Source organism: Streptomyces sp. NPDC002853 (assembly GCF_053591915.1).
Window position 1 is genome coordinate 21,381 of the sequence record NZ_JBSFUS010000005.1, and the last position, 22,517, is coordinate 43,897.

General features: G+C 70.9%; 20 protein-coding genes. 8 read left to right on the forward strand and 12 right to left on the reverse strand.

Annotation, left to right across the window (positions count from 1 at the left end; genetic code table 11):
- Positions 1 to 28: 28 nt before the first annotated feature.
- On the reverse strand, positions 29 to 1,531 hold the full coding sequence (locus tag ACWD02_RS14430; RefSeq protein WP_451209318.1) for an MFS transporter: 1,503 nt from the start codon (positions 1,529 to 1,531) through the stop codon (positions 29 to 31).
- A gap of 89 nt (positions 1,532 to 1,620) precedes the next feature.
- Here ACWD02_RS14430 and ACWD02_RS14435 point away from each other — a divergent pair, with 89 nt between their 5' ends.
- On the forward strand, positions 1,621 to 2,088 hold the full coding sequence (locus ACWD02_RS14435; protein ID WP_451209320.1) for a MarR family winged helix-turn-helix transcriptional regulator: 468 nt from the start codon (positions 1,621 to 1,623) through the stop codon (positions 2,086 to 2,088).
- A 32-nt stretch (positions 2,089 to 2,120) separates the two neighbouring features.
- Here ACWD02_RS14435 and ACWD02_RS14440 read toward each other — a convergent pair whose 3' ends face one another.
- Positions 2,121 to 2,849 (reverse strand): maleylpyruvate isomerase family mycothiol-dependent enzyme, encoded by a 729-nt coding sequence (locus tag ACWD02_RS14440; RefSeq protein WP_451209323.1) that lies wholly within the window; start codon positions 2,847 to 2,849, stop codon positions 2,121 to 2,123.
- Positions 2,850 to 2,976: 127 nt separating this feature from the next.
- The gene (locus tag ACWD02_RS14445; protein WP_451209326.1) at positions 2,977 to 4,218 is read right to left on the reverse strand and encodes an MFS transporter; all 1,242 of its coding nucleotides are present in this window, start codon (positions 4,216 to 4,218) and stop codon (positions 2,977 to 2,979) included.
- Positions 4,219 to 4,654: 436 nt separating this feature from the next.
- On the opposite strand from ACWD02_RS14445, the gene ACWD02_RS14450 reads away from it, so the two are divergent.
- Positions 4,655 to 5,887: an ROK family protein gene (locus ACWD02_RS14450; protein ID WP_451209329.1), complete on the forward strand. Its 1,233-nt coding sequence runs from the start codon at positions 4,655 to 4,657 to the stop codon at positions 5,885 to 5,887.
- A gap of 30 nt (positions 5,888 to 5,917) precedes the next feature.
- Here ACWD02_RS14450 and ACWD02_RS14455 read toward each other — a convergent pair whose 3' ends face one another.
- The 4 genes from ACWD02_RS14455 to ACWD02_RS14470 form a co-directional block, all read right to left on the reverse strand.
- A complete protein-coding gene (locus ACWD02_RS14455) occupies positions 5,918 to 7,180 on the reverse strand; it encodes an MFS transporter (RefSeq protein ID WP_451209331.1) in 1,263 nt (420 codons plus the stop codon).
- A gap of 364 nt (positions 7,181 to 7,544) precedes the next feature.
- A complete protein-coding gene (locus ACWD02_RS14460) occupies positions 7,545 to 8,141 on the reverse strand; it encodes a TetR/AcrR family transcriptional regulator (RefSeq protein WP_451209334.1) in 597 nt (198 codons plus the stop codon).
- Positions 8,142 to 8,227: 86 nt separating this feature from the next.
- Positions 8,228 to 8,881, reverse strand: a complete 654-nt coding sequence (locus tag ACWD02_RS14465; RefSeq protein ID WP_451209336.1) for a DUF4865 family protein — start codon at positions 8,879 to 8,881, stop codon at positions 8,228 to 8,230.
- Between the two features lie 56 nt (positions 8,882 to 8,937).
- Positions 8,938 to 9,510, reverse strand: coding sequence for a TetR/AcrR family transcriptional regulator (locus tag ACWD02_RS14470; protein ID WP_451209340.1), 573 nt, complete (start codon positions 9,508 to 9,510; stop codon positions 8,938 to 8,940).
- 253 nt (positions 9,511 to 9,763) lie between these two features.
- On the opposite strand from ACWD02_RS14470, the gene ACWD02_RS14475 reads away from it, so the two are divergent.
- From ACWD02_RS14475 to ACWD02_RS14485, 3 genes are read left to right on the forward strand one after another with little or no spacing between them, the layout of a single operon-like run.
- Positions 9,764 to 10,063: an SHOCT domain-containing protein gene (locus ACWD02_RS14475; RefSeq protein WP_451209343.1), complete on the forward strand. Its 300-nt coding sequence runs from the start codon at positions 9,764 to 9,766 to the stop codon at positions 10,061 to 10,063.
- Complete coding sequence (locus tag ACWD02_RS14480) at positions 10,060 to 10,893, forward strand: ABC transporter ATP-binding protein (protein WP_451209345.1); 834 nt, start codon at positions 10,060 to 10,062, stop codon at positions 10,891 to 10,893. The genes ACWD02_RS14475 and ACWD02_RS14480 overlap by 4 nt, the downstream gene beginning before the upstream one ends.
- A 5-nt stretch (positions 10,894 to 10,898) precedes the next feature.
- Positions 10,899 to 13,460, forward strand: coding sequence for an ABC transporter permease (locus ACWD02_RS14485; RefSeq protein WP_451210757.1), 2,562 nt, complete (start codon positions 10,899 to 10,901; stop codon positions 13,458 to 13,460).
- A 38-nt stretch (positions 13,461 to 13,498) separates the two neighbouring features.
- On the opposite strand, the gene ACWD02_RS14490 is transcribed toward ACWD02_RS14485, so the two are convergent.
- Complete coding sequence (locus tag ACWD02_RS14490) at positions 13,499 to 14,038, reverse strand: ATP-binding protein (protein WP_451210760.1); 540 nt, start codon at positions 14,036 to 14,038, stop codon at positions 13,499 to 13,501.
- On the opposite strand from ACWD02_RS14490, the gene ACWD02_RS14495 reads away from it, so the two are divergent.
- Positions 14,010 to 14,174 (forward strand): hypothetical protein, encoded by a 165-nt coding sequence (locus ACWD02_RS14495; RefSeq protein WP_451210843.1) that lies wholly within the window; start codon positions 14,010 to 14,012, stop codon positions 14,172 to 14,174. The two genes, ACWD02_RS14490 and ACWD02_RS14495, sit on opposite strands and share 29 nt — an antisense overlap.
- A 67-nt stretch (positions 14,175 to 14,241) precedes the next feature.
- Here the strand turns inward: ACWD02_RS14495 and ACWD02_RS14500 are convergent, their stop codons facing one another.
- A complete protein-coding gene (locus tag ACWD02_RS14500) occupies positions 14,242 to 14,571 on the reverse strand; it encodes a hypothetical protein (protein WP_451209348.1) in 330 nt (109 codons plus the stop codon).
- 330 nt (positions 14,572 to 14,901) lie between these two features.
- On the opposite strand from ACWD02_RS14500, the gene ACWD02_RS14505 reads away from it, so the two are divergent.
- Positions 14,902 to 15,996, forward strand: a complete 1,095-nt coding sequence (locus tag ACWD02_RS14505) for a PLP-dependent cysteine synthase family protein (RefSeq protein ID WP_451210763.1) — start codon at positions 14,902 to 14,904, stop codon at positions 15,994 to 15,996.
- A gap of 24 nt (positions 15,997 to 16,020) precedes the next feature.
- On the opposite strand, the gene ACWD02_RS14510 is transcribed toward ACWD02_RS14505, so the two are convergent.
- Both ACWD02_RS14510 and ACWD02_RS14515 read right to left on the reverse strand, forming a co-directional pair.
- Complete coding sequence (locus tag ACWD02_RS14510) at positions 16,021 to 16,509, reverse strand: SRPBCC family protein (protein ID WP_451209351.1); 489 nt, start codon at positions 16,507 to 16,509, stop codon at positions 16,021 to 16,023.
- Between the two features lie 64 nt (positions 16,510 to 16,573).
- On the reverse strand, positions 16,574 to 17,467 hold the full coding sequence (locus ACWD02_RS14515) for a DeoR/GlpR family DNA-binding transcription regulator (protein ID WP_451209354.1): 894 nt from the start codon (positions 17,465 to 17,467) through the stop codon (positions 16,574 to 16,576).
- 205 nt (positions 17,468 to 17,672) lie between these two features.
- Between ACWD02_RS14515 and ACWD02_RS14520 the strand changes: the two genes are divergently transcribed.
- A complete protein-coding gene (locus tag ACWD02_RS14520; protein ID WP_451209357.1) occupies positions 17,673 to 20,048 on the forward strand; it encodes a hypothetical protein in 2,376 nt (791 codons plus the stop codon).
- On the opposite strand, the gene ACWD02_RS14525 is transcribed toward ACWD02_RS14520, so the two are convergent.
- Positions 20,008 to 22,425: a right-handed parallel beta-helix repeat-containing protein gene (locus ACWD02_RS14525; RefSeq protein WP_451209359.1), complete on the reverse strand. Its 2,418-nt coding sequence runs from the start codon at positions 22,423 to 22,425 to the stop codon at positions 20,008 to 20,010. The two genes, ACWD02_RS14520 and ACWD02_RS14525, sit on opposite strands and share 41 nt — an antisense overlap.
- Positions 22,426 to 22,517 lie beyond the last annotated feature (92 nt).

The window sequence follows — 22,517 nt, forward strand, 5'->3', positions numbered from 1 at the left end:
CGGGAGCGGCCTGTTGAACTGTCCGGCTTCAGTCGTTGGCGGCCACCGGCTCCTTCTGTGCCGTCTTCTCTTCCGCGTTCTGGGACGCCGACTTGGTGACCACGACCGTCTGCTGCGTCCGCCTCGTCCGCACCCCGGTGAGGGTGATGAGCAGGCCCGCGACCGCGATGGCCGTCACCACGATCAGGCCGGGCCGGTAGCTGTCGAGCACTGCCTGCGGTGAGGCGTCGGCGCCGTGCGAGGACGCGGTGATCACTGCCGTGACGACGGCGAGGAAGATCGCGCCGCCCACCTGGATCGAGGTGTTCAGGAGGCCCGACACCATGCCCTGCTCGTCGTCGTCGACGCCGTTGGTCGCCTGGATGTTGAGCGAGGGGAAGACCAGGGCGCACGCGAAGCCCAGCAGGATCATGGACGGCAGCACCATGGACGCGTACGACGGGGTGAGGCTGACGCGCAGGAACAGCACGTACGAGGCGACGAGCAGGACGAAGCCCGCCACGATGACCCGCGGTGTGCCGAACCGGTCGATCACCGAGCCGACCTTCGTGGACGACAGGGCGACCAGGGCGCCCGCGGGCAGGAAGGCGAGCGCGGTCTCCAGGGCGGACCAGCCGAGCAGCGTCTGGAAGTACTGCGTGGCCAGGAACTGGAAGGAGACGTAGCCGCCGAAGAACGTCATCGCACCGATCTGGGCCCGGAGCTGGGACCCCGAACGCAGGACACCGAGGCGGATCAACGGGCTCGCGGAGCGCAATTCGATGCGCACGAAGACGGCGAGCAGCACGGCCGCGGCGAGGAACGACAGGAGGGTGCGGGCCGACGCCCAGCCCGCCTCCGGTGCCTCGACGACGGTGAAGACGAGCAGCAGCATCGCCGCCGTGCCGGTGACGGCGCCCGGCACGTCGTATCCGCCGACGTTCTTCTCGCGGGCGCTGCGCGGGATCAGCTTGAGTCCGGCGATCAGCGCGATGACGGCGATGGGCGCGGGCAGCAGCATCGTCAGGCGCCAGCTGGCCTCGGTGAGCAGTCCGGAGAGGACGAGACCCATGGAGAAGCCGGTGGCGGCGCAGGTGGTGTAGATGGTGAGCGCGCGGTTGCGGACCGGGCCCTCGGCGAACGTCGTGGTGATGATGGACAGGCCCGCGGGCGCGGTGAACGCGGCGCTCAGACCCTTGATGAAGCGGCTGGCGATCAGCAGCGGGCCGGAGTCGACGAACCCGCCGAGCAGCGAGGCGAGGGCGAAGACGGCGAGTGCGATCAGGAAGACGCGGCGCCGCCCGAGCAGGTCGGCCGCTCGGCCGCCCAGGAGCAGGAGGCCGCCGTAGCCGAGGATGTAGCCGCTGACGACCCACTGAAGGGTCGAGGTGGACAGGTTCAGTTCGGAGCCGATGGAGGGCAGCGCGACGCCGACCATCGATACGTCGAGTGCGTCGAGGAACATCGCGGCGCAGAGCACGAGCAGAGTGCCCCACAGACGCGGGGACCAGCGCTCCGGGGACGCGGAGGCAGCTGTGAGCGGAGAAGTCATGCGGAGGACAGTACATGCATGTGCATATGCTGCAAGTGCATTTAATTCCGATGCAACAAAGAGCGGATTCTCTGCTACCGTGCGATGTCATGGCGGCGAAAAAGGCCGGGCAAGAGCGCAAGACGGTCGAGCAGGAGCTCAAGACGGTCGAGCAGGAGCCCAGGACAGCCGAGCAGAAGCTCGTGGACCAATGGCGCGACATCCTCGCGGTGCACGCGCGCACCCTGTGCGAACTCGACGGCGCCCTGCGTGAGCACGGCCTCGGGGCGAGCGACTTCGAGGTCCTCGACGTGCTGTCCGAGGGCGCCGCGTCGGACGGCGACTGCGCCTACCGCGTGCAGGACATCGCGGGCCGGATCCATCTGAGCCAGAGCGCGCTGTCCCGCCTCATCGGCCGCCTGGAGAAGGACGGCCTGGTGGAGCGCGCCATGTGCAGCGAGGACCGGCGCGGGGTGCGGGTCGTGCTCACCGACAAGGGGAGCCGACTGCACGCGGAGGTACGGCCGTTGCAGCGCGCGGTCCTTGAGCGGATGCTGACGGGACACGACTCCCGCTAGCCCACCTTGGCCCGCTCTCTCACGCCCCCTCCTTAAACACCCGACGCCTCGCTCCACAGCGTGCTCAGTGCGGTGTCGCCGGTGACGTGCGGGAACGGTGCGCGGTTCCACAGCGCGAGGTAGAGGTGCTCCGCGGGTCCCGACACCTCGCAGTCGGCCCGGCCGTCCTCGCCCCGCTCCGTGACGGGCGGCTCCTGCGAGAGGCGTACGGTCCACACCGCGTCCGCGTCCGTCGCGCGCACCCGCAGGACCCGAGGTTCCTCCGTACGCACCCTGCTGCGTTCCCGCGCGTGGAAGCCGCGGAGCAACTCGTCGATCCCGTCCGCGGCGAACTCCGTGCCGATCGGCGACCGCGCGCTCCCGAGCGCGGACTCGGCGTCCACGCGATGAATCGTCGTCTCGTTCGCCTGCCTCCGCGCCCAGAAGGCGAGCGGAGAGGGCGCGGGCAGGAACGCCCAGCACTGAACGTCGGGCGCGGCGGCGCGAAGGGTCGTGACCAGGTCGGCGTGCGCCTGCCGGTACCAGTCGAACACGGCGGCGCCGTCGAGCTCCGGCGGTTCGGCGATGGGGCTCGGTGAGGTCTGCTTGTCGGCGACGAACGCCGCGGCCCAGCGGTGCACCGCGCCCGTGTGCCCCAGCAGATCGCGTACCGCCCAGCCGGGGCAGGTGGCCACCTTGGCGTCCGCCCCGGCCGCTTCGGCGGTGCGGGCCAGCAACTTGCCTTCCGCGTCGAGAACTTCAAGGTGCTCGGAGATCTCCATGGCCGGGATTCTGCCGGATGGAGTCGGCTCAAGGGGAGGCGCGGTGCCTCTGGGGGAGGCGCGGTGCCTTCGGGGGAGACGCCCGGCGAACAAGTCGTACGACCGTGATCGCCCGCCCCCGGGAGGGTCAGCGACGGGCCGTGTAGCCGATGGCGGCAGCGAGGGCTGCGAGAACCGCCACGCTGGTGAGGGCTATCGGCAGGGTGAACCAGTCGGCCATGAAGCCGATGGCCGGTGGGCCGAGGAGCATGCCGCCGTAGCCGAGGGTGGAGGCGGTGGCGACGCCGCTGGGTCCGGCCAGTGCGCCTGCCCGTTCGACGGCGACGGGGAAGATGTTGGCGAGTCCGAGGCCGGTGACGGCGAAGCCCAGGAGGGCGAGCCAGACGGTGGGGGCGAGGGCGCCCAGGAGCATGCCGGCGGCGGCTATGGTGCCGCCGCCCACGAGTATCGGGGTCTGGCCGAGGCGTTCGAGCAGGGTGGTTCCGCTGAGGCGGCCGACGGTCATGGCGAGGGCGAAGCAGGAGTAGCCGGCGGCTGCGATGCCGGGATGGGCGGCGAGGTCCTGTTCGAGGTGCAGGGCACCCCAGTCGGCGAGTGCTCCTTCGCCGAAGGCGGTGCAGAGGGCGATGAAGCCGAAGACGATGACCAGGCGGCGGGTGCGGGGGGCCAGGCGTCGGGGGTTGTCCTGCTCGGCGTGCCCGTCGTCCGTGGGGTGGGTGTGGCCATCGTCCGTGGGGTGGGCGTGCCGGTCATCCGTATGTGGGGCGGGGGGTTCGAGGCGCAGAAGGGTTCGTCCCGCGACGGCGGTGACGATCAGGCCGATCACGGTGAGGCCGAGCAGGTGGCGCGTGGGGGAGAGGGAGCTTGCGATCAGCCCGCCGAGCCCCGCGCCGACCATGCCGCCCAGGCTGAACGCGGCATGGAAGCTGGGCATGATAGGGCGCCGCATGGCGGCCACCAGGTCGACGGCGGCGCTGTTCATGGCGACGTTGATCCCGCCGTAGGCGGCACCGAACACCAGGAGCACGAGCCCGAGCGCGAGTGCCGAATGCGTCAGCGGCGGCAGCGCGATGCTCAGCGGCATCAGGACTCCGCAGGCGACAGTGACCGGATGGCTGCCGAAGCGGCGGCAGAGCCGTCCGGTGAGCGTCATCGTGATCACGGCACCGGCGGAGACGCCGAGCAGCGCGAGCCCGAGATCGCTGGCCGACGCGCCGGTCTGTTCCTTGATGGCGGGGATGCGGACGACCCATCCGGCGAAGATGAAGCCGTCGAGCGCGAAGAAGACGGTGAGCGCGACACGGAGCCGGACAAGGCCCGGGGGAGTGGCCCGCGACGCTGCGGACGTGGTTTTGTTTACTAGCGGCACAAAGTCAGGGTAGAGGTGTGCCCCCGTGGCGTACAAGACGGTTCGTGTGAGGTGGCGATCACCCGTGGGCGGAGGGTTCTGGTGGAACGGCAGTGCAGGGCCACTCATCGGAGTGCGAGTGGGGCGGTGGTCGGGGAGTGCTCGGGGGCGTGCGAGTGGGGACAGTCGGCGGAGTGCTCGCGGGCGTGCGAGTGGGGCGGCAGTCGGGGGAGTGCTCGTCGGTGTGCGAGGAAATCCCGGTGGGCGGGTCGGTAGCCGGTGTTGAGTGGGATTTCCTTGCGTTCGTCGAGGGGGGAGTGGCTCGCGTGAGGCGGCGGGCCTTCGGAATCGGAGATCTTTTTGTGAAGCGGCAGGGGAAGGGAAGTGGGCGGGCGGTGTACGGGCAGATGACGGCTGAACGGCGAGGCGGCGTACGGATCATGGGAGACTCGCCCTCATGAACGGCAAGGCTGCCCCCCGCGTCGAGGGGGATCTGTCCACGCGTACGCGCCTGGAACGAGGGCGCGGAGCGCTCGGGCCCGCTCTTGAGCTCGTCCACACCGGACGCGCCCCGACCCGCGCCGTACTCACCGCCGAACTCGGCGTCACCCGCGCCACGGCGGGCGCCGTCGCCGCCGAGCTCGAGGCGCTCGGTCTCATCAGGATCGACGCGAGGCCGAGTGCGCCGGCCGGTTCGCAGGGCCGCCCCTCGCACGGCCTTTCCATCGCGGAGGACGGCCCTGTCGCGCTCGCCGCGCAGGTGCACTCCGATGGTTTCCGGGCCGCGCTCGTCGGGCTCGGCGGCCGGATCGTCGCCACCGCGCCCGGCTGCGAGACGATCGACGCCGACCCCGCGCAGGTGCTCGGCTCGGTCATCGACGCGGGTGCGCAACTGCTGCGGGAGACCGGCAGGCGGTGCGTGGGTGCGGGCCTCGCCGTGCCGTCGGCCGTAGCCGAACCGGAGGGCACCGCGCTCAACCCGCTGCACCTGGCGTGGCCCGCGGGCTCGCAAGTCCGCCAGATCTTCGCCGACTGCGTACGGGAGGCGGGGATCGCCGGACCCGCGTTCGCCGCCAACGACGTCAACCTCGCCGCGCTCGCCGAGCACCGGCACGGCGCCGGGCGTGGCGCACGCGATCTGCTGTGCGTCGCGACCGGCCACCGAGGGGTCGGTGGCGCGCTCGTACTCGACGGGCGTCTGCACACCGGCAGTTCGGGACTCGCGCTCGAAGTCGGCCACCTGACCGTCAATCCGGAGGGCCGCCCCTGCCACTGCGGCAGCCGGGGCTGTCTGGACGTCGAGACGGACCCGCTGGCCTTCCTCACGGCTGCGGGCCGCGAGCCGGGCCCCGAAGGGCTGTTGCTGCAGGCCCGCGAACTGCTCCGTGACGGGGGCGGGGACCGCGCGGTCCGTGCGGCGGCCGAGGAGCTCATCGACCGCCTCGGCCTCGGGCTCGCGGGCCTGGTGAACATCCTCAACCCGGACCGCATCATCCTGGGCGGCCTGCATCGCGCACTCCTCGAGGCCGATCCCGAGCGGCTGCGCGCCGTCGTCGCCGACCGGAGCCTGTGGGGGCGCAGCGGAGGCGTACCGATCCTCGCCTGCACGCTGGACCACAACAGCCTGGTGGGGGCCGCCGAACTGGCCTGGCAGCCGGTGCTCGACGACCCCCTCGCGGCGTTGGGCTAGGGCCTTCCGGCGGATCTCCGCCAGGAGGTTCTAGGCTCGGGCGGTCTCCTGCGCGGGAGCCGCATTCCGAGTCTCGGTGGCTGGATCGTGGAGCTCGACTTCCTCAGTGGCGGCTGTTGTTCGCTCCCCACGCAGCCGCTTCAAGTCGGGCAGCAGCGTGACGAGACCGAACACCGCGAGGGCGGCGCCGATCCAGAGCGGCGCCCGCAGGCCGAACCTGTCGATGGCGGGCCCGCCCACGGATGTCGCGATGATGATGCCGAGGGTGATGAACGAGGAGTGCACGGTGTTGACCAGCGGCCGGGCGTTGCCCGCACGCTGTACGCGGGTCACCAGGGCCGGGTTCATGGTGACCCCGACCAGTCCGATGCCCATCATCAACACCACTGCGGCCAGGCTCAGTTGGGCGAACATGGCGAAGCCGGCGAGGAACGCCAGGTTGAGCAACAGGCCGGTGAGCAGGACCGGCACGGTGTGCTTGTCGGCGAACCGGCCCACGACGGTGTTGCCGATCAGCGTGGCCGCTCCGTACGCGATGAGCAGGAGCGGGACGGTGCCCGCGGAGAAGCCGGTGACCTCGGTGAGAATCGGGTTGAGGTAGCTGAAGGCGGAGAACGTGGCACCGATGACGAAGGTGCTGGTGGTGAGCGTGAGCCAGAGCCGGGGGTTGCGGAAGACGCCCAGTTCCTGGCGCAGGCCGGGGCGTGTCGCGCTGCCGACGCCTTCGGCACCTTCGGCACCGGGGCCTTCCGTGCGGGGCACTCCGGCGAGGGTGGCGAGCGCGGCGATGACGGTCAGGCCGGTGATGGCCCAGAACGCGGCACGCCAGCCCAGGTGTTCACCGATGACGGTGGCGAGCGGCAGGCCGAGGAGAGTGCCGAGCATCAGCCCGTTGAGGGCCACCGCGATGGCTCTGCCCCGCACTTCGGGGCGGGTGAGCTCTGAGCACATCGAGATGGAGACGCCGAAGAAGGCCTGCGACGCGATGCCGGTGATGATGCGGGCCGCCAGCATGGTGCGATAGTCCGGGGCCAGGGCGGCGAGGACGTTGCCTGCCAGGAAGACGCCGAACAGCACCATCAGGGCTGTCTTGTGACGCACTTTCAGCAGTGCGATCGTCAGGATGGGCCCGCCGAAGGCCATCGCCGCGGCGAAGGCGGTGATCAGGTAGCCGATCTCCGGAATCGTGGCGTCGAGTCCGTCGGCCATGTGCGGCATCAGACCGGCGACCACGAATTCACTGGTCACCATGGCGAAGATGCCGAGGGCCAGTAGATAGACGGCGCGGGGCATGGTGGCTCCTGTCGGGGGTGGGTGGTGAGGTGGTTATGCACTGATCGGTACAAAACAAGGGCATGCGGCGTGCCGGGGCAGCGCAGATAGCTCAGGCAGCCTGGGCAGCCCAGGCGTGAAGGGAGTGATGGTCGACGGGGCGATCGCGGCAACGAGGAACGAGGCTCGACTCGGCACGTCGGCCTGCTGTCGCGTCAAGGCGTCAAGGCGTCAGGGTGTTACAAGCCGTCACGACGTCAGACCGTCACGGCATCAAGCCGTCACGACGTCAGACCGGCACGGCATCAAGCCGTCACGACGTCAGACCGTCACGACATCAAGCCACCACGGCGTCAGACCGGCACGGCATCAAGCCGTCACGGCATCAAGCCGTCAACGCATCCAAGGCGGTATCGGCGATGGCCGTCAGGGCCGCGCGGTCGGCGCCGCCCTGCGCGGAAACCCGCATGCCGCCGATGACGGCGTTCAGGAACTGCGCCAAGGCGCCCGCGTCCCGCGTGGACGTGATGTCGCCGCCGCTCTGTCCGGTACGGATGACGGCGCTGATGGCGGCCAACCGCACCGCGAGGTCGCCTGCGAGCATCTCGGCGGCATCGGGGTCGCGCCCGGCCAGCTCCACCGTCGTGTTGACGGTCAGGCAGCCGATGCTGTGTCCGTGCTCGCGGCACTGGAACTCGGTGTCGATGACGCGCTCGAACAGTGCGCGAAGACGCTCCATCGGGGGGCGTTCCGCGTCCTGAAGGATCTCGACCTGGTCGGACGTCATGGAGTCCATGTAGCGGGCCAGGGCTCGCCGGAACAGTTCGTGCTTGCTGCTGAAGGTGTTGTAGATGCTGCTGCGGCCCAGGCCGGTGGCTTCGCACAGATCCTGGGTCGAGGTGGCCTCATAGCCATTCGCCCAGAAGGCGTGCATCGCCGCGTCCAGGGCCCGTTCCTCGTCGAAGGTTCTCGGTCGGGCCATGTCGGTACCGTATAGGTTTTGGAACGCTCAGTGCAATACGTTGAGGGGTGCTGCCCCTCGGCGAGTTGTCGGCGAGCCGTGCGCGTTCACCAGTGCCTGCCCGAGGTGAGCAGATGCCGCTCCGGCGCCGACACGTGCAGCACCTGGAAAACGTCCCCCACTCCCTTGGGTGACTCGTGGTCCCATACGGAGAAGTGCAGCGCCTCCCAGGTTCGCGGGTCGATGGCCGTCGCCGCGAAGAGCGCGCCCTCCTGTCGGGCCAACCGGGCTGCCTCAGCCGCCAGTTCATCCGCGAAGCCGCCCAGGTGGGTGCGGGCCGGGATGCGCATACGGCGCCGTATCGCCGTCTTCACGGAAGCCCTCACGTCCGACGCTGCCGCCCCCGCCCCCTCCCTTGACACCGCCCCCTTCTCCGACGCCCCGTCCACCTCCGGCACCGCTCCCTCCGTGAACGCGAGGCCCGACCAGTGCTGCACCTCCGGTCGTCCGAAGTCATCGACGATGCCCTGGAAACCGGGGCCCCAGAGGAAGGAGTTCATGCCCTCGGGGGTGTTCCAGAGATAGAACGGTGCGTACTGGTTGACGGGGGAGTCGTCGACGCCACGTTCGCGTATCAGGTACGCCTTCGCCCCGAGGCCGGGGTAGCCGTCCAGCAAGTGGCCCTTGGTGGCGACCCTTTTCCGGATGATGCCCATGTCGTAGTCGGCCGGAAGTGTGATCTCGTACTGCATCGCGTGCATGGTGCTGCGCTCCTGGTTCTCGAATCGCCGGGTACTCGTATCCGCCCTCAAGTCCCCTACGGCGAGGGGCTGGTGGCGGTGAACAGGAGAGCGAGCAAACCCCGCACCCCAGTGTCGAAAGCCGCGGGTGACCCCGAGGCGCGGGCCAGCACGTAACCGCCCTGGGCCGTCGCGACGACCGTCGCCGCGATCGCCTGCGCGTCGAGCGTTGCCGCGAACTCGCCCCGTTCCATGCCCTCTTCGACGATTCCCGCGATGCGGTCCCGCAGCCAGTCGAGGGTCTCGGTCACGGGTGCGCGCAGCTCGTCGCTCGTGACGACGTCCGGGTCCATGGTGAGCCGCCCGATCGGGCAACCGCGCAGTACGTCGCGTTCACGCAGCAGGTATGCCTCGATGCGTTCGTACGCCGATCCGGTGCCGCCGAGCACGCCCTCGGCCGTGGCGCGCATTTCGTCGGCCGTGCGCCTGATCGCGGCGAGCGCCAGGTCGGGCTTCCCGGTGAAGTGGTGGTACATGCTGCCCTGTCCGGCGCCCGCGTGCTGCTGGATCGCCTTGGGGCTCGTGCCCACGTACCCCCGTTCCCACAGCAGTTCACGGGTGGACTCGATCAGGCGCTCCGGGGTGCTCATGGGCCTCACTGTACATACTAGTAGGTACAGACGTGTAGAAAGCCAGAAAGCCAGAAAGCCAGAAAGCCAGAAAGCCAGGAAGCAGCCCCGCAGCCCCCACGTACTCCCGCAGTGGTACGCGCACTGCCGCTGGCCGTACGACGACTCGGACCCCCTCGGAGCGGGAGTCTCGAGACACCGAGCAAGACAACAAAGCGCCCCTGAACAGCGCCCCTGAGGCCACCGGCGCATCGCTCCCAAGGAGATGGACACCATGAACACCCTGGCTCACTTCGACGGCGGGCCCGGCCCGTGGATCCTGTTCTTCCCGCTCGTCTGGGCGGCCGTCGTGATCGGCGGCGTCACCCTGCTTCGCCGCACCGTCCGGCGGGGCCGTCGCGCGCCGTGGCAGTGGGACGGCGCCGAGCGGAACGTACGCATCGACGAGAACTCGCCCATCGCCGTGCTCGGCCGCCGCTTCGCCTCGGGTGAGATCGACGAGGACGAGTACTGGCGCCGGCTGTCCGTCCTGAACGAGGAGTTCGGACGCACCTCCAAGGGCGGTGCGGCATGACCACCGCGACCGGAACCGGACACCGTGGCACCACCACTGCCGACGCCGCCCGTGTCACGGACGCCGTCAAGGTCTACGGCAGCGGCGACACCGCCGTACGGGCCCTGGACGGAGTGAGCGTCGGCTTTCCCGCCGGGCGTTTCACCGCGATCATGGGCCCTTCGGGTTCGGGCAAGTCCACTTTGATGCACTGTGCCGCGGGCCTCGACACCCTCACTTCGGGAGCCGCCCGCATCGGCGACACCGAGCTCGGCTCGCTCGACGACCGGCGGCTCACCCTTCTGCGCCGCGACCGTATCGGATTCGTCTTCCAGGCCTTCAACCTGGTGCCGACGCTGACCGTGGCCGAGAACATCACGCTCCCGATGGACCTCGCGGGCAAGCACCATGACGGGGCGTCGGCGGAGTGGACCGACGCGCTCATCGATGTGGTGGGGCTGCGCGACCGGCTGCATCACCGGCCCGCCGAACTCTCCGGCGGCCAGCAGCAACGCGTCGCCGTGGCACGGGCGTTCGCGGGCCGGCCCGACGTGGTCTTCGCCGACGAGCCGACCGGCAACCTCGACTCGCGCTCCGGTGAAGAGGTGCTGCGCCTGCTCGGCCGCGCCGTGCGGCAGATGGACCGCACCGTCGTCATGGTCACCCATGACCCGGTGGCCGCCGCCCACGCCGACGAGGTCGTCTTCCTGGCCGACGGCCGCCTCGTGGACCGGATGGCGGACCCGACCGCCGACAAGGTCCTTGACCGGCTCAAGGCCTTCGACACGAAGTCGGCCGCCGGTTCCGACGGCTCCCGTACCGCATCTCAGGCCGAGGGAGCGCCGTCATGAGTTCCCTGCGGGCCTCCACGCGCATCAGCCTGTCCTCGCTGCGCGGCCACAAGCGGCGCTTCGCGGGTACGTTCCTCGCGGTCATGCTCGGTGTCGCCTTCCTGGCGGGCACGCTCGTCATGGGTGACACCCTGCGCGGCAGCTTCGACACGATGTTCGGCAACGCGACGCGCGGCACCGACGCCGTCGTCCGCAGCGCCGACGCCATCACCACCCCCGACGACAACCAGGGCACCCGGCAGCCCGTGAAGACCTCGCTCGTCGAGAGGATCGAGCGGACCGAAGGCGTCGCGGCCGCCGCGCCCGGCATCCAGGGCGCGGGCCAACTCCTGGGCAAGGACCGGGAACCCATCGGCGGCGAAGGCCCGCCCACGCTCGCCGGCAACTGGATCGACGACAAGGAGCTGAACGCCTACCAGCTGGCCGAGGGCCGCGCCCCCGCCAAGCCGGGCGAGGTCGTCGTCAACCGCGGCGCCGCCGAGTCCGGTGACCTGAAGATCGGCGACACGACCACGCTGCGCACCCCCGACCCCGTCCGGGTGACGATCGTGGGCCTCGCCACCTTCGGCGGCGAGGACGGCATGGCACAGACCACCTTCACCGGCATGACGCAGGCCGACGCCGAGAAGTACCTGACGCCGAAGCCCGGCGAGGCCGCGACCATCCAGGTGCGGGCCGGGCCGGGCGTGAGCGAGCGGGAACTCGTCGACGCGCTGAGTCCCGTACTGCCCAAGGGAGTTGAGGCGATCACCGGCGAGGCGTCGGCGGCGGAGAACACCGAGAACCTCTCCGGACAGTTCCTGACGCTCTTCACCAGCTTCCTGCTCGTCTTCTCCGGGGTCGCGCTGCTGGTCGCCACCTTCAGCATCCACAACACCTTCGCGATCGTCGTCGCCCAGCGCACCCGCGAGAACGCCCTTCTGCGCGCGCTCGGTGCCTCGCGCAGGCAGGTCACCGCCGCCACCCTGGTCGAGGCGAGCGTGGTCGCCGTGATCGCGTCCGTCGCGGGTCTCGCGGGCGGCATCGGGATCGCGGCCGGGCTCCAGGCGCTCTTCCCGGCCATCGGATTCCCCTTCCCCGAGGGCGACTTGGTGATCAGCGGCCTGTCGATGCTGCTGCCACTGGCCGTCGGCATCGTGGTGTGCCTCGGCTCCGCCCTGCTGCCCGCCGTACGCGCCGGGCGCACCGCGCCCCTGGCCGCGCTGCGCGAGACAGCGGTAGACCACTCCGGGGCCTCGCGCAAACGCGCGGTCGCGGGTGCGGTCCTCGCGCTCACCGCCGTGGGTCTCTCGCTCGTCGGCGTCCTCGTCAGCCCGTCCGTGTGGCTGGCAGGGGCGGGGGCGGTTCTCGCGCTCGTCGCGTTCGTGGTGCTCGGGCCGGTGGCGTCCTCGCGGGCGGTACGTGTTCTCGGCGGGCCCCTCGACCGGTTGCGCGGCGTCACGGGCGCACTCGCCCGGCGCAACGCCCTGCGCAGTCCGAAGCGGACCGCCGCCACCGCGAGCGCCCTGATGATCGGCGTGGCGGTCGTCTCGCTCTTCACGGTCTTCGGCGCCTCCCTGAAGGCGACCATGGACCAGACGGTGAACCGTTCCTTCGCCGGTGACCTCGCCATCAGCACCCCGGGTTTCGGCGCGGGCGGCAGCGGACTCAGCCCCAAGCTGGCCCCCGCGCTCGCCGAGCGGCCGGAAGTGGCGACCGCGGTCGGGCTCGGCAAGGGCGCGGCGGAGGTCGGCGGCGAAGGCCGCGCGCTGACGGTCACCGACCCGGGCCCCTTCGCCAAGTCCTTCGACCTCGGCAAGGTCGACGGGACACTGGACGGCCTCGGCGCCGACGGCATCGCGATCACCCGGGAGGAGGCCGAGAAGCAGGACCTGAAGGTCGGCTCGAAAACCGAGCTCGCCTTCGCCGACGGCGAGAAGGCCACCTTCACCGTCCGCGCGCTGTACGGCCGCTCCGAGCTCGCGGGGGACTACGTCATCACCCGCGAGGCCTGGGCGCCGCACCGCATGCAGGACGCCGACAGCCTCATCTCCGTCAGCTTCAAGGCGGGCGTGGGCGCGGACGAGGGCAGGACCGCGGTCTCCGAGGTCGCCCAGGAGTACGGGAATCCGGATGTGCAGACGCGTGGTGAATACGCGCAGTCCGCGGCGGGCGGCATCGACATGATGCTCACGCTGGTCTACGCCCTGCTGGCGCTCGCCGTCCTGATCGCCCTGCTCGGCATCGCCAACACACTGACCCTGGCCATCCATGAACGGACCCGTGAGCTGGGCCTGTTGCGTGCCGTCGGGCAGACCAGGGCGCAGCTGCGGGCCATGGTCCGCTGGGAGTCGGTGCTGGTCGCCGCCTTCGGCACGGCCGGCGGCCTGGTGCTCGGCGGCTTCCTCGGCTGGGTGCTCGTCAAGGCCTCGGACGGCGCGACGAGCAGTGCCTTCGCGTTCGCGGTGCCACCCGTGCAGTTGACGGTGGTCGTCCTGGTGGGCCTGACGGCGGGAGCTCTCGCGGGTCTGCGTCCGGCACGGCGGGCCGCACGCCTGGACGTGCTGCGTGCCATCGCCACCGAGTGACGTAGGACGCGCGCTTCACGGAGCCTGTCACCGCCCGGTCAGCCGACAACGGCCGACCGGGCGGGAGCATGTCCGGGCGCGTGCCCGTCGGCGAGGGACCGCGGCCCCGCGCCCAGGTCCGCGAAGGGACCCGCGGCGGCCGCGCCGTACGCCGGGTAGGTGGACGGCAGCGCGACGGTGGTCGTAGGGGCCGGGAGGGTGAACCAGACGACCTTGCCCGTGTCGCCGTGGGGGCGCACCCCCCAGCTCTCGCTGACGGCGGCGATCATGGCGAGCCCGCGGCCACAGGTGGCGAACGGTTCCGCGTCGCTCACCTCGGGGAGGCGGGGGTCGTGGTCGTGCACGGAGACCGTGAGGCGGTCGAGCAGCAGCTCGATCTCCACGGTGCACACCTTGTCCGGCTGTGCGTGCCGGTGCACGTTGGTCAGGAGCTCGGTCACACCGAGCGCGGCCTGGTCTATCAACGGATCGAGATGCCAGTAGCGCAACTGCGCCGATACGATTCTGCGGACCTGGCCGATCCGCGACGGCTGAGCCTGGAGCTCCACCGTGCAATACCTGCTTGGCTGGCTGATCACGACTGCGGCTCCCCGAATTGTGGTCCGGAAGAAGACGACGATCGGATCCAGCAGCGGCCGCGGGGTCTGCCGGTCGCTGTTCGTGACCGGCGGGCTGGTTCGCAGCGTCATCGCCGATGAACCCAGAGTGATGTGAGACCAGAGTGACTCAGGGGGTGCGGGCGTGCAACTCGCACCATCTCGGCCGTGAGCTCACGGGCTCCTCAGGCAGGCGCCCCGTGGCCTTTGGCCCTGCGTACCGCGTCGATGAACCTGCGGACCGTGGGCGGTCCCGCCTTGCCGGGCGCCGGCTCGTGATCGGCGAGGGTGAGGCGATAGCGCGTGCCGTTCAGTTCGGCAAGGGCCCGGTCGTCGGCGGCGAACCATGGCTTGCCGGCGCGCACCGTCTGCACGGGCGCGCTGTCGATCTCCCTGCCGTAACTGGTCAGCAGCTCGAACCTGCCGTCGGTGATACGGATTTGACCCGCCCGGGTGAGGGAGCGCAGCCGTCGTCCGATCCGCACGCCTGTGGCCGTGAACTCCGGCTCCGCCATGACGTTCCGCCCCCTTGAGCGCTTCGATGTGTCGTTCCGTACGGGACCGCCTTCCCGTGCGGTGCAGTCTGCACGCACCAGACGTCGAGCACCAGTGCGTATGAAGACGGGGTCACAACTGGACCACGCCCTCTCCCCAGTGTGCCGTGCCCCCGTGCCGGTCGACTGTGCCAGGTGTGCCTTTGAGGTGCTCAAAGGTGTGTTTATGCAGGTGAGAAGCGTGCGGAAGGTGCCTATGATCGAGGTGTCCGGCCCGCTCCGAGCGCGGCCAGGTTGACGTCAAGGAGCCGCGCGGTGAGCACCACACAGCAGGAACAAGCCGACGAGCCGATGACCACGCTCGACGTGGACCGCAGCGACGCGGAGTACCGGGCCTGGCTCAAAGAGGCCGTGCGCAAGGTGCAGGCCGACGCCAACCGTTCCGCCGACACGCACCTGCTGCGCTTCCCGCTGCCGGAACAATGGGGCATCGACCTGTATCTCAAGGACGAATCGACCCACCCGACCGGCAGCCTCAAGCACCGTCTGGCCCGTTCGCTCTTCCTCTACGGCCTCTGCAACGGCTGGATCCGGCCGGGACGGCCGGTCATCGAGGCGTCCAGCGGCTCGACGGCCGTCTCCGAGGCGTACTTCGCAAAGCTGATCGGGGTCCCCTTCATCGCGGTGATGCCCCGCACGACCAGCGCCGAGAAGTGCCGCCTGATCGAATTCCACGGCGGCCGATGTCACTTCGTGGACGACCCCCGCACGATGTACGCCGAGTCGGCCGCCCTCGCCGTCGAGACCGGCGGGCACTACATGGACCAGTTCACCTACGCGGAACGGGCCACGGACTGGCGGGGCAACAACAACATCGCCGAGTCGATCTACCAGCAGATGAGGCTCGAGCGCTATCCGGAACCCGCGTGGATCGTCGCCACGGCGGGCACGGGCGGCACTTCGGCGACCATCGCCCGCTACGTCCACTACATGCAGCACGACACCCGGCTCTGTGTCGCCGACCCCGAGAACTCCTGCTTCTTCGACGGCTGGACCCACCACGACCCGGACGCGACCAGCGACTGCGGGTCCCGCATCGAGGGCATCGGCAGGCCGCGGATGGAGCCGAGCTTCGTGCCCGGCGCGATCGACCGCATGATGAAGGTGCCGGACGCGGCGAGTGTCGCCGCCGTGCGCGCCCTGGAGGAGGCGATCGGCCGCAAGGCGGGCGGATCGACCGGCACCGGCCTGTGGAGCTCCTTGAAGATCGTCGCCGAGATGGTGGCCGAGGGCCGCACGGGCAGCGTCGTCACGCTCATCTGCGACCCGGGCGACCGCTACCTGGACAAGTACTACTCGGACGCGTGGCTGGCCGAACAGGGGATGGACATCACGCCTTACTCCGCCGCGATCAAGTCGCTCCTGGCGAACGGAACCTGGACCTAGCCGCCCGCAACCGCCGTGTGGTGCTCAGGCGTTGGCCGCGGCAAGGCGCCGGTCGAGGGCGGTGACGGCGTCGCGGAAGGCGCGGCCCATGCCCGGCCTGCCGAGCTTCAGCGCGAGGCGGAACGGCGCCACGCCGTCCGCGGCGAACGTCCACTGCACGCGGGTGCCGGTCCCGGCCGGGGTGAGCCGCCACTCCTCGAGCAGGGCCCGCAGGCCCGGGGCGTTCGTCTCGTCGACGCGGTAGGCGTACCGCTCGGAGGCCTCGGCCGCGACGATCGTCTCCCAGAAGCGCGTGCCGCCCTTGAGCCGGACCTCGCGGCCCTTGGCTCCGTCCGCGCAGTCGATGGGCCGGCACAGGGTGACAGCGGCGAACCACTCCGGCCAGGCGGTCATGTCCTCGGCGAGCGCGCGGTACACCGTCTTCGGGGGCGCGCTCACCTCGCGCGCGAACACCAGACGCACTGGAGCGGACTGGGTGAACTCCGGTCCCACGGGCCTCAGTCGGCGTGCCATCGAACTCAGCCCCCAAGTGGAATCGGGTCGTTGACCGGGCACCGACACCATAGCTGGCGGGGCGTCAGATGTCTGCGGTGCTCCCGGCGTTCTCCGCCCGCCCCGCGTCCACACCGTCTGCGGCCCGTTCGTCGGCTCCCGGGTCCTCGGACTCGCCCGTGATCACCAGACGGCGCAGACGCTCGGAGATCTCCGTCCGCGCCTCCGGGGGCAGCCCCGCGTCCGTCACCAGCGTGTCGACCTGATCCAGGCCGGCGAACGAACTGAGGCCCACCGTGCCCCACTTGGTGTGATCGGCGACCACGATGACGCGGCGCGCCGACTGCACCAGACGCCGGTTGGTCTCCGCCTCCGCGAGATTGGGCGTGGACAGACCGGCCTCCGCCGATATGCCGTGCACGCCAAGAAACAGCACATCGAAGTGCAGCGCGCCGATCGCCTGGTCGGCGACCGGGCCGACCAGCGAGTCCGACGGGGTGCGCACACCGCCCGTGAGGACGACGGTGGCCGCCCCCTGGCGCTGCCCCGAGGTGCGCTGCGCGGAGTGGAAGACATCCGCGACCCGCACCGAGTTCGTCACCACCGTCAGATCCGGCACGTCGAGCAGATGATGGGCCAGCGCGTACGTCGTCGTGCCGCCGGAGAGCGCGATCGCCGTGCCCGGCGCCACCAGGGAGGCCGCGGTGCGCGCGATGTCCTCCTTGGCGTTCAGCTCGAGACCCGACTTGGCCTCGAACCCCGGCTCGTGCGTGCTCGCCTCCACCACCGGAACGGCACCGCCGTGCACCTTCTCCAGGACACCCTGGCGGGCGAGGGCGTCGAGATCGCGGCGGACCGTCATGTCCGACACACCCAGCTTGCGGGTCAGTTCATTGACACGGACCCCGCCCCGGCGGCGTACCTCATCGAGGATCAAGGCGCGGCGCTGCTCCGCGAGGAGGTTCTGATTCTCACTCACGTCCGTCCCGGCCCTTCTGCCTCGTCACACCCGTCGCGCCCGTCCATCACGCTGCCTCATCCTCGCATGTGCGACCGACAGGCGGCCCACCGCCCGATTCCGCGCGGTCACCCGGAACGGGGAGATTACGTGATGGCCGGTGTGGACGGGGTCAGGAGTGGAGATCCTTCTCCCCTGACCACGCGCACATCGGGGGAAGCGAACAGTGGCAGCTGACCACAGAGAAGAGACAGCTCTCGAACTCCTCGTCCACGGGGTGGGGGGCACGACACCCGAAGAGATGCTGGGCGATCCGCGGACCGTCCGGATCTCCGGCGACGAGACGGCGGCCGTGTTCCGCCGCACCGAGGACGCCGACGCCGAGAAACGCCCGGACGACTACCGGGGCAAGCCGGTCCCGGAGGCGTACGTCTGGTGCAATCTGACCTCCGGAAACGGCTCGCGGGCCCTATGGCTGCTGCTGCTTCCGTTCATGGTGGTCAACCTCGCGCACTGGATGCGCCCCACCTCACGGCGCATGCGCAAGACCGTCCGGACGTACGGCCTCCTGGTGCGCCTGACCGGGCTCACCCTCACCGTCCTGCTGGTCGCCGCCGCATGTGAGGTCGCCATCGACCTGATCGCCTGGCAGTGCGCGGGCACACCCGAGTGCGCCGCCGAACGCTCCTGGCTGGGCTTCCTCGCGGCCGACGCCTCCGGACACGGCGGCTGGTGGAGCCAGCCGGGACGCCGCCTCGCCTTCGCCGCCCTGCTGCCGGCCGCGCTCACCGGCCTGCTCTGGTACCTCTCCCAGCGCACCTGGAGCGCGTACGAGTCCCAGACCCCGCTGCCCCACCAGGACGACCCGGAGGAGGAGGCCGGCCGCACCGCGCTCGGCAAGCCCGGCTTCTGGTACGGACGCCGCCTCGTGGCCCGCCTGCGCGCCGCGCACACGGCCGCCGGGTTCCTCACGGTGGCCGCCGCGGTCGGCGCGGCGGCCGCGCGCCACGACCGGCGGCCCGGCGGACCCGTGCTGCTCGACGCCCTCGGCTGGCTCCTCGTCGTGACGCTGCTCCTGGGAGGCGGCTTCGTCGCCCTGGTGGTCTGGCGCAGGGGACGCAGCGAGAGCAGGCTCGACCGGCACCTCGACGAGAAACTGATCCGAAGGCTGCCCCTCGGGGCGCTCACCCTGCTCGTCCTGACGCTTCTGTACGCGGGATGGTCACGCCCCGAGTGGACCTCCGAGGGCAGGCTGCCGGGCAACGCGACCTTCGGCGGCATCACGCTGGTCCAGGGGCTCCTGGTCATCGCGCTCGCGGTGGTCGCCCGCATGCTCTACCGCACGGCCCCCGACCCGCGCACCGCCCTGCGGGGCTTCGCGGGCCCCTCCGTCGCCATGCTCGCCTGCGCGCTCGGCGGTGTGATGTCCGGAGGCGGCGCCCAACGCGTCGCCGACTGGCTCGACGGCGCGGGGGAGCCGGGCTCCGGCGGCACCATCGACGGCCCACCCGTGCTCCTGACCTGGCAGGCATCGGTCATCCCGCCCCTCCTCGTGGTCGTCGCGGCACTCTGCGGCTGGCTCGGCGTCCGCACCTGGCGGCGGGCACGCCGCGACCGGGAGGACATCCCGCTCGAATACCCCGGCGAGCCGAAGGACGCGGCACGCAGCCGCCGCATCGCGGGCACCCGCGCGCGTGCAGCCCTCACCGACCGCGCCCCCCTTCTGGTGGGCATCACCTCGGCGGTGACGCTGCTGCTCGGCGCGGGCGCCCTGGTCGGCGCATGGGTGAGCGAGGAAGTCCCGAGCAAGGCCGCGCAAGGGCTGCCGCTCTTCTTCGAGGGCGCGGCCGAGACCTCGCAGGCGCTCGGCTCCTGGCTGATCGGCTTCGGATTCATACTGTTCGTGACATGGGGCCGCCGCGCCTACCGCGACGCCTCCGCACGGCGCACCATCGGCATCCTGTGGGACGTCGGAACCTTCTGGCCGCGCGCCGCCCACCCCTTCGCCCCGCCCTGCTACGCCGAGCGTGCCGTACCCGACCTCACCTGGCGCATGCACACCTGGACCCGCGCGACGCGCGCCACCGGCGGCAGACTCGTCATCTCCGGCCACTCACAGGGCAGTGTCCTGGCTGCCGCGGCCGCCTGGCAGCTGTGGCCGTCCGTCCGCAAGAGGGTCGCCCTCCTCACCTACGGCTCACCCCTGGAGCGCCTCTACGGCCGGTGGTTCCCCGCCCACTTCGGCCCGGCCGCCCTCGGCTCCCTGCACCGCGAGGTCGACTGCTGGCGCAACCTGTACCGCAGCACTGACCCGATCGGCGGCCCCGTCCGCGTACAGCCCGACGACGACGGACCGAAGGTCGACCACGACGCCCTCAAGGACCCCCTGGTCTACGGACGCACGGAGGAACACCCGCTCCCCGCGCCGATCCTGGGCCACTCCGACTACCGGGCCGACCCCGCCTTCGCCGAGGAGCGCGCACGGCTGCTCGCCCGGCTCAAGCCCGCCGTTCCGGCCCCGCGCCCCCGGACCGAGGAGCCCCCCGTGCCCGCCGAGGCGGTCACGGCAGCTCCGGCAGATCCTCCGGATACAGCAGGGTGAGGTCGTCCTTGCTCGGCTCCTCGAACTGGGCGACCCGGCCCGCGTGCCGCTCCACCATCGCCTCGAACGTCTGGCGCGCGGTGCGGCCGTTGCCGAACGCGGGACCCTTGGGAAGCGCCGTGAAGTACTTCAGGAGGGCCTCGCCCGTCCCCGAGTCGAGGCGGTACTCGTGCTCCTCCGCCTGCTGCTCGACGATCCGCAGCAGTTCCTCGGGGGCGTAGTCACCGAAGGTGATGGTCCGTGAGAAGCGGGAAGCCACACCGGGATTGACCGAAAGGAAGCGCTTCATCTCGGCCGTGTAACCCGCGACGATCACCACCACGGCCTCGCGGTGGTCCTCCATCAGCTTCACCAGGGTGTCGATCGCCTCCCGGCCGAAGTCACGCCCGGAGTCCTCGGGCGAGAGCGCGTACGCCTCGTCGATGAACAGCACTCCTCCGCGCGCCCGGTCGAACGCCTCCTGGGTGCGGATCGCCGTCGACCCGATGTGCTCGCCCACCAGGTCGACCCGTGACACCTCGACGAGATGTCCGCTCTCCAGGACGCCGAGCGAGGCGAGGATCTCGCCGTAGAGCCGCGCCACGGTCGTCTTGCCGGTGCCGGGGGAGCCGGTGAACACCAGATGGCGGCGCACGGACGCGGCCTTGAGACCGGCGAGCTGTCTGCGCCGCCCGACCTCGATCATGTCCGTGAGGGCGCGCACCTCGCGCTTGACGCTCTCCAGGCCGACCAGGGTGTCGAGTTCGCCGAGCACGTCCTTGGAGGAGCGGGAGGGCGGCTCGGGAGCGGTGTTCTTCTCGGCCGCCGGGTCCGTGGCGCGCTGCCCGGGGACCGTGCCGAGCAGCCCCACGGTCTGCGTGGCCGTCTGCGGGGCGGACTCCGGTGCCGCGGTCGCCGCCGTCCGCACCCCGCCGCTCTCGTCGCTCGTGCAGTCCTCGACGAGCGGCCCGTCCTCCGCGAACTCGAAGCCGCCGCGCGCGCACCGCTCCGTGCGGCACTTCTTCAGCGTCGTACGGCAGCCGTCGATGACGTGGAAGCCGTACCCTCCGCTGTCGGTCACCCGGCAGCCGTGCAGGCTGCCGCGGCCGCCCGCCGAGACGTAGAAACCCGCCTCCGCGGGTGAAGTGACGGTGCAGCGCTCAAGGGTGGGGTCGGCGCCCTTGGTGACGATGACGCCCGTCTGGACGCCGTCGACCGTGCAGTTGGCCAGGGTGCCGCCGCTGCCGTGGTCGCGGAACCACGCGCCGGTGGCGGCGTCGCGGATGCGGCAGTCGTCCAGTTGCGCCGTCGCGCCGTCGCTCACGGACACCGCCGTGTTGCGCACCTGGGAGAGATCGCTGTCGACGACGTCGGCGCGCGATCCGCGGTCCAGGACGAACAGGGCATCGGGCACGTCGTGCACCCGGCAGGACTCCAGGACGGCCGTCGCGCCGTCACTGACCCACACCGCGGGGTAGTCGCCGGTGCTGTCGTGGATCTCGCACTGGTTGGCGTCCACGCGTGTGCCCGGGTCCCACACCGAGAGGCCGTTGCGCCCGAACTGCCGCACGGTGGAACGCGTCAGGGTCAGGACCGAGCGGGAACGCAGGTCGATCGCGTTCTCCGGGATGTCGTGGATGCGGCAGTCGGCGAGCGTGAGCACCGCGTCCGTGTCGAGCGTGACGCCGTCCGACGTCGTGCGGTGCACGTCGCAGTCCGTCAGATGCGCCGCGGCCCGTCCGGTGATCTGCACGCCCGAACCCTTGACCTCGTACACCTCGCAGCCGATCGCCTCGAGCCCCGAGTGCTCACCGGTCACCGAGAGGCCCGCACCTGACGCGTGATGCACCCGGCAGCGCTCGAGACGGGGGTGCGCGCCGCCGCGCACCGCTATGCCCGACTGCCCGGCCGAGACGACCTCGCACTCCTCGAAGACGCCGCCCCCGCCGTCGAGCACGGCGATGCCGATGCCGCCCGGGTTGTCGACCGTGCAGCGCCGCACGGTCGGGCGCGCTCCGCCGCGCACCTCGATGCCGCTCGCGGAACGTGTCACCACGCGTACGTCGATGAGTTCGGGGGCCCCGTCCTCGACGAGCAGCGCGGGCGCGGCCGAGTCCTGGCCCTCGACATGCAGGTCCTGCACCACGGCGGAGGACCGGACGGTGAGCGGCACCCCGTCGGAGGGCGCGATGCGGACGGAGCCGGGGGAGCCCTCGGGGCCGCGCAGCGTCACCGCCCGCTGGACGACGAGATTCTCGCGGTACGTGCCGGGGGCGATGGTGAGGACGTCCCCGTCGCTCGCGGCCTCCAAGGCGGCAGCGAGCGATGCGTACTCACCCGTGCGGCGCCGCCACCGCGAGGTACCGGTGTGCGTCACCTGGACCGTGCCCTGTGCCATGGAGTTGCTCTGCCCCCACCTTGTCGTACGCGGGACCTCACGACCTCGCGCAAGGCGCCGAAGAGTTCGGCCGGTCCACCGTAGCGCGCGCG